Source organism: Actinomycetota bacterium (assembly GCA_005774595.1).
GTDB lineage: Bacteria > Actinomycetota > Coriobacteriia > Anaerosomatales > D1FN1-002 > D1FN1-002.
Window position 1 is genome coordinate 1 of the sequence record VAUM01000108.1, and the last position, 5,885, is coordinate 5,885.

7 protein-coding genes are annotated in these 5,885 nt (G+C 71.2%); 5 read left to right on the plus strand and 2 right to left on the minus strand.

All coding sequences use genetic code 11. The annotated features are described in order from the left end of the window. Together FDZ70_05635 and FDZ70_05640 are read left to right on the plus strand one after the other, a co-directional pair. On the plus strand, positions 1–375 hold a 375-nt coding region (locus FDZ70_05635), incomplete at its 5' end, for a glycosyltransferase family 4 protein (protein ID TLM77166.1). Next, entirely contained in the window at positions 165–1,265 is a 1,101-nt protein-coding gene (locus FDZ70_05640) for an acyltransferase (GenBank protein ID TLM77167.1), read from the plus strand. The genes FDZ70_05635 and FDZ70_05640, both read left to right, overlap by 211 nt. Before the next feature lies 1 nt (position 1,266). Here FDZ70_05640 and FDZ70_05645 read toward each other — a convergent pair whose 3' ends face one another. Next, on the minus strand, positions 1,267–2,343 hold the full coding sequence (locus FDZ70_05645) for a hypothetical protein (GenBank protein ID TLM77168.1): 1,077 nt from the start codon (positions 2,341–2,343) through the stop codon (positions 1,267–1,269). Further along, positions 2,286–3,380, minus strand: coding sequence for an acyltransferase (locus FDZ70_05650; GenBank protein TLM77169.1), 1,095 nt, complete (start codon positions 3,378–3,380; stop codon positions 2,286–2,288). Before FDZ70_05650 ends, FDZ70_05645 begins: the two co-directional genes overlap by 58 nt. Before the next feature lie 50 nt (positions 3,381–3,430). Here FDZ70_05650 and FDZ70_05655 point away from each other — a divergent pair, with 50 nt between their 5' ends. From FDZ70_05655 to FDZ70_05665, 3 genes are read left to right on the plus strand one after another with little or no spacing between them, the layout of a single operon-like run. Further along, positions 3,431–4,654, plus strand: coding sequence for a glycosyltransferase family 4 protein (locus FDZ70_05655; protein ID TLM77170.1), 1,224 nt, complete (start codon positions 3,431–3,433; stop codon positions 4,652–4,654). Beyond that, positions 4,534–5,241 carry a sugar transferase gene (locus FDZ70_05660; protein ID TLM77171.1) on the plus strand — a complete coding sequence of 236 codons (708 nt, stop codon included), beginning with the start codon at positions 4,534–4,536 and terminating at the stop codon, positions 5,239–5,241. Before FDZ70_05655 ends, FDZ70_05660 begins: the two co-directional genes overlap by 121 nt. A 10-nt stretch (positions 5,242–5,251) precedes the next feature. After that, positions 5,252–5,866, plus strand: coding sequence for an acetyltransferase (locus FDZ70_05665; protein ID TLM77172.1), 615 nt, complete (start codon positions 5,252–5,254; stop codon positions 5,864–5,866). Positions 5,867–5,885: the final 19 nt, after the last annotated feature.

A 5,885-nucleotide genomic window follows, 5' to 3' on the forward strand; every position in this document is an offset into this window, starting at 1 on the left:
TGGCTGGGGTGGGTCGACCGGCCCCGCCTGCGCGAGCTGCTCGCGGAGGTCGACATCGGGCTGGTGACGTTCCTGCCGGCGCCCAACCACATGGAGGCGTACCCCGGGAAGCTCTTCGAGTACATGGCCGCTGGGCTGCCGGTCATCGCATCGGACTTCCCGCTGTGGCGCGAGATCGTCTCCGAGGTGGCCTGTGGCCTGCTCGTGGACCCGGCGGACCCTGCCGCGATCGCCGCGGCGATCGACACGCTGCTCTCCGACCCGGCGGCCGCCGTCGAGATGGGGCGGCGCGGGCGCGAGGCCGTGCTCGAGCGCTACAACTGGGAGGCGCAGATGCCGGCCCTGCTCGACCTGTACGAGGCGGTCATGCGGTGACGGCCGCCGACGCCAAGCGCGTACCGGCGCTCGATGCGCTTCGTCTGCTCGGAGTGGGACTGGTCGTGGGCGCCCATCTGTTCCAGCGCTACGGTCATCCGTTCGGGGATCCCTTCGGGCCGAAGTGGCTGTACTGGGGCACCATCGGGGGCATCGGCGTGACGCTGCTCATCGTGCTCTCCGGCCTGCTCATCGAGCGGCGCTACGGAGGTGTGCCGATCGGATACGGCCGGTTCATGCGCCGCCGAGCCGCCCATCTGTACCCGGTCTACCTCATCGCGCTGGCGCTCACGCTCACGGTGTTCGGCCGGGGCCTGCCCAAGGCCACGTGGTACGTCCGCGTGCTCGACCTGTTCGGGGTCGCTTCCCTCGTCGGCGTGAGGTGGAAGGCGCTCATGCTGCCGATGAGCTGGTTCCTCGGTGTCATCCTCGCTCTGTACGCGCTGTGGCCGCTACTCTCGCGCGCGCTCGCGAGGTGGCCGACCGCGACGCTGCTCGCCGCCCTGGCCATGTCGGTGGCGGCCCGGGTGCTCGCGTTCCGCTACCTGCCCTACGAGCGTGTGCTCGACTGGTTCCTGCCGTGCCGGGTGTTCGAGTTCACGCTCGGTATGTGGCTCGCGCGCTCACCGCGCATCGCGGCTTGGCTCGACCGGTCGGCCGAGGGTACCTCGCCGCGCGTGACCGCCGCCTTGGCGCACGCGGGGGCGGTGTCGTTCCCGCTCTACCTGATCCACGGCTCCGTGCGGGATTGGGCGCTCATCGACGCACTGCCGCCGACGGCCTTCGTCGCGGTGTTCCTGGTGGTGTCGTGGGCGGCCGCCGAGGTGATCCTCGCGGCGGCGCTGCCGGTCGAGCGATGGCTGCGGGGAGGCCGGCCGGTCCGAGCGTGAGCTACGGCGTCCGGCTGGTCGTCGCCGAGTGGCCCTCGGTGAACGGCATGTCCGTCGCGTTCTTCGACGCGCCCGGCGCGTAGTCGCTCGCGAGCTCGTCCGACATGGTCTGCAGCGCCGCATCGCCGGTGATGCGCGACAGCTGGGCGAACTGCTGGACGTGCACCCGGTGGTAGCGTTCGGCAGTCACGCGGTGCGCGAGGCAGTAGAGGCTGAGGCCGCCGGGCTGGCGGTAGAGCGCGTAGTGGTCCTTGACGGTGAGGACACCGGCGCGCAGCAGCTCCGACGCGCGGGCATCGCCGGTCACGGCCCAGTAGTCGTACAGGCCGAAGAGGCCGAAGATGAAGCCGTTGAGCGCCTGTGTGTCCCCGCCGGGCGAGGGGTACTCGGACACCCAGTAGTAGCCGTCCTCATCGACGCGGACGGTCCACGGCTCGCCGACGCCCGCCGGCTCCAGGTCGAACGACGCGGCCACTCGCCGAGCGGCGTCGAGGTACTCGGCCTTGCCCGTGACCTCATACAGTCGCGAGAAGGTCGACAGCGCCTGGCCCTGGGTCATGCCCGAGTACCACGGCGCGATCATCTGGTCCTTCGCGTCCTTGCGGCCGTGAAGCGGGAAGTCGAAGTCGAAGGCGAACCACATGACGCCGTCCGCGTCGATCTCGGCGATCTCGATCAGCTTCGCCGCCTGCTTCTCGGCGAGCTCCAGGTCGCGCGGGTCCTTCGTCTGCCGGTAGGAGGTCAGGTACTTCAGGGCCCACTGGGCGAGCACGGTCGGGTGGTAGTGCAGCGTCTGGTCGGTGCGGTTCTTGAACATGACCACGCCGTTCTTGTCCGCGAGCGGGGTGAAGGTCGTGTTCGCGCTGGTCGCGTCGCTCCAGTACGGCGCTTCCGCCGGCGGGAGGTTCCTGAGCGTCCACGTGCCGACACGGTCGTCACGGATGCGCAGGTGCCCGCGCGCACAGCCGGCGGTGGCGAGCGTGACGACCACGAGTGCAGCGATGAGGGGGACGGAGCGTCTCACGGTGCGGTCCTCGGTCGGGTCGGATGCACCGCGACAGAGTACAGCAAGCGCCATGCGGAGAGGCCCACCGTCGCGGCCGCGAAGCTGACTGCGGCGACGGCGAGCGTGTACAACCACGGCCCCCAGGAGGCTGTTGGGAACAGCCTGGTCAACCACGTCATCACGACGGGATGAACGACGTAGACCCACAGGGCGAGAGGTCCTGCCTTCGCAACGAGCTCGACGAGACGGCCTGATCGCGGGGTCAACGCCGCGGCCCCGAGCGAGGTCGCGCCCGCCGAGTAGACACAGACCGCGATGCTCGTCAACGAGCCGGCCAGCCACCGCGGCAGCAGCGCCACCGGAACGAGGTACATCGCCAGCGTGATGGCGAGTCCTGTCACGCCCGCGAGTACGAGGGCGAGCGTCTGCCGCCCGTCGGGCGCGAAACCGCGTTCGGCGAGCGCCATGCCGGTCAGGTAGGCGCCGCACCAGTAGACCGCCGTACGGTACAGGACGATCCCGGGCGTGAGCGGGTTGAGAAGGGCGGCCTTGTCGCCCATGATGCCGGGGAGCAGCGCGGTGATGATGACGCCGGCGAGGAACGCCACCCAGGCGAGTACCGCCGCCGCGCCGGTCATGCCGCGGCCGGCTATCGCGTGTCCGACCAGCGTGGCGCCGATGAGCGCGGGGAAGAACCACAGCGGTCCGGCCGGCATTCCGTAGAAGACAGCGGCGAGGATGTCGCGGACGCCGGCGGTCGACCACCACGACCACGGCTGCCCCGCGGCCATCGAGAACAGCCACGCCGCCGCGAAGATGCCGGCCAGCTGCAGGACGCGGCGCCGGAGCGCGCGGTTCCCGTGCCGCTCGAGTGATCCGGAGTACGCCCAGCCTGCCGCGAAGAAGAAGAACGGCACGCCCGCGCGTCCGACGAGGATCAGCCCCGCGAGCAGCCGCGGCCACTCGTAGCTGCTGTAGAACGCATTGAGGCTGTGTGACCACAACACGCCTACAGCGGCGACCACGCGCAGCGCATCGATGTTGCGGTTCCGCTCGGCGGTCACGAAGTCTCCGGTGGGTCGGGCCCCGACGTGACCAGCGTGCCACACGCGCGTCTCCCGCGCACGGGCCGAGCTCCCGCTGGTCTACACTCCTACGCATGCGCATCGCATACCTGCACCAGTACTTCAACACGCCCGACATGTCGGGAGGCACGCGCTCGTACGAGGTCGCGCGCCGGTTCGCCGAACTCGGCCACGAGGTGCACATGGTCACCACCGACCGCTCGGGCGAAGCCGGCTCGGGCTGGCGCGAGACGCGGGAGGCGGGCTTCACGGCGCACTGGACCCCGGTCCCGTACAGCAACCGGATGAACTACGCGGAGCGGGTGCGCGCCTTCTTCGCGTTCGCCACGCGTGCGGGGCGCAGAGCCGCGTCGCTTCGGCCCGACGTCGTCTTCGCCACCTCGACGCCGCTGACGATCGCCCTGCCGGCCGTGCGCGCCGCCAAGCGGCGCCGGGTTCCGATGGTGCTCGAGATCCGCGACGTGTGGCCGCGCGTGCCCGTCGCGCTCGGCGCGCTGCACAACCCCATCGCCCGTGCGGCGGCCGAGCGGCTCGAACGGTACGCCTATCGCCATGCGGACCGGATCGTCGCGTTCGCGCCCGGCATGCGGCAGTGGGTCGTCTCGCAGGGCTATCCCGCCGAGCGGGCCGTGGTCATCCCCAACGGATGCGACCTACGCTCGTTCCCGGCCGACCCCGCCCGGGCGCAGGCCGTCCGCGATACCCGCGAGTGGCTCGACGACCGTCCGATGGCGCTGTTCGCGGGCACGCTGGGTGCCGTGAACGGCGCCGGCTGGCTCGCCGACGTGGCCGCTGCGGCCAAGGCGATCGATCCCGGCGCGCTGTTCGTGGTGATGGGCGACGGCAGGGAACGCGACGCGATCGAGGCGCATGCTCGCGCGCTGGGCGTGCTCGGCGACACCTTCCACCTGCTGCGGGCAAGGCCCAAGGCGGAGATGCCCGCGTGGCTGACCGCTGCGACCGTCTCGGTGTCGATGCTCACCGGGCCCGAATGCGTCTACGAGGACGTGGGGTCGAACAAGATCTTCGACACGATGGCGTGCGGCAAGCCGCTCGTGACGAACCACACCGGCTGGCTCGCCGACCTGCTCGCGTGCGAGGGCGCCGGCATCGTGCTCGACCCGGGCGACGTGGCGGGCGCGGCCGCTGCGATCTGTCGCTGTATGCGCGACGCCGAATGGCTCGCATCCGCCGGCGCTGCGGCGCGGCACCTCGCCGAGGAGCGCTTCGACCGCGACGAACTCGCGGGGCAGCTCGAGCGCGTGCTGCTCGACGCGGTGGAGGAGGCGCGCCGGTGAAGCGGCTGTGCGACCTCGCCGGCTCGCTGGTACTGCTGGCGCTGCTCTCGCCCGTGCTGGCAGTCATCGCGCTGGCGATCGTCATCGACTCGCGCGGGCCGGTCTTCTACCGGCAGGAGCGCATCGGGCGCGGTGGCGCGCCGTTCCGCATCTTCAAGTTCCGCACGATGGTGGTGGACGCGGAGCACAAAGGGCTCGGGCTCGCGGTCGCGGCCGACGACGAGCGCATCACCCGCGTCGGACGCGTCCTGCGCCGCTGGTCGCTCGATGAGCTGCCGCAGCTGCTCAACGTGGTCGCCGGAGACATGTCGATCGTAGGGCCGAGGCCCACGGTCGCCTCGCAGGTCGAGCGCTACGACGACTTCCAGCGCCGCCGGCTCGAGGCGCTCCCCGGCATCACGGGCTGGGCACAGGTCAACGGCCGCAACGACCTGCCGTGGGAGAGGCGCATCGAGTTCGACGTCTGGTACGTGGACCACAGGTCGCTCGCGCGCGACTTCGTTATCCTGATGCGGACGCCTGCCGCACTGCTCGGCAAGCGCGGGGTCTACGGGGGCGACGGCGTGACGAAGGACCTGGGCGAGTAGGGGGTCGGCGGTGCGACTGCTCATCGTTGGAGCGGGCGGGTTCTCGCGCGAGGTGTTCGACCTTGTGCTGGCCTGCGGTCACACGGTGGCGGGCTTCTTCGACGAGGACCCCGCGCGGGACGGCTCCGAGGTGCGCGGCCTGCGGGTCACGCACGACCCCGCCGCAGTCGACTTCGATTCTGTCGCCCATGCGGTCGGCGACTGCGCGGCGCGGGCCCGCCTGTTCGAGCGGTTCGCGAACGGCGAGGCGCCCACGCTCGTCCACCCGTCGGCGTGCGTGAGCGCCTCCGCGGCTCTTGGACCGGGCGTTCTCGTGATGCAGAACGCCGTGGTGAACGCCGATGCGGTCGTGGGCGAAGGCTGCATCCTGAACGTGGGTTGCTGTGTGGCGCACGATTGCCGCGTCGGGAGCTTCTCGCACGTCGCACCGGGCGTCCAGATGAGCGGGCACTCGAGCATCGGCGAACGGGTGCTGTGCGGCACTTCGGCGGTGCTGCTCGGTGGGGTCGCGGTCGGCGACGCTGCGGTCGTTGGCGCTGGGGCGATCGTCACGCGTGACGTTCCCGCCGGCGCCACGGTCGTCGGCGTCCCCGCGCGGCCGCTGGGCGAGGCGCAGGGCGCGTGAGCGCGCTCGCGATCGACGG

Coding starts and splice junctions, on each gene's coding strand:
- FDZ70_05645 (TLM77168.1), bottom strand. CDS start 2,343: ATGGCGCTTGCTGTACTCTGTCGCGGTGCATCCGACCCGACCGAGGAC.
- FDZ70_05655 (TLM77170.1), top strand. CDS start 3,431: ATGCGCATCGCATACCTGCACCAGTACTTCAACACGCCCGACATGTCG.
- FDZ70_05660 (TLM77171.1), top strand. CDS start 4,534: ATGGCTCGCATCCGCCGGCGCTGCGGCGCGGCACCTCGCCGAGGAGCG.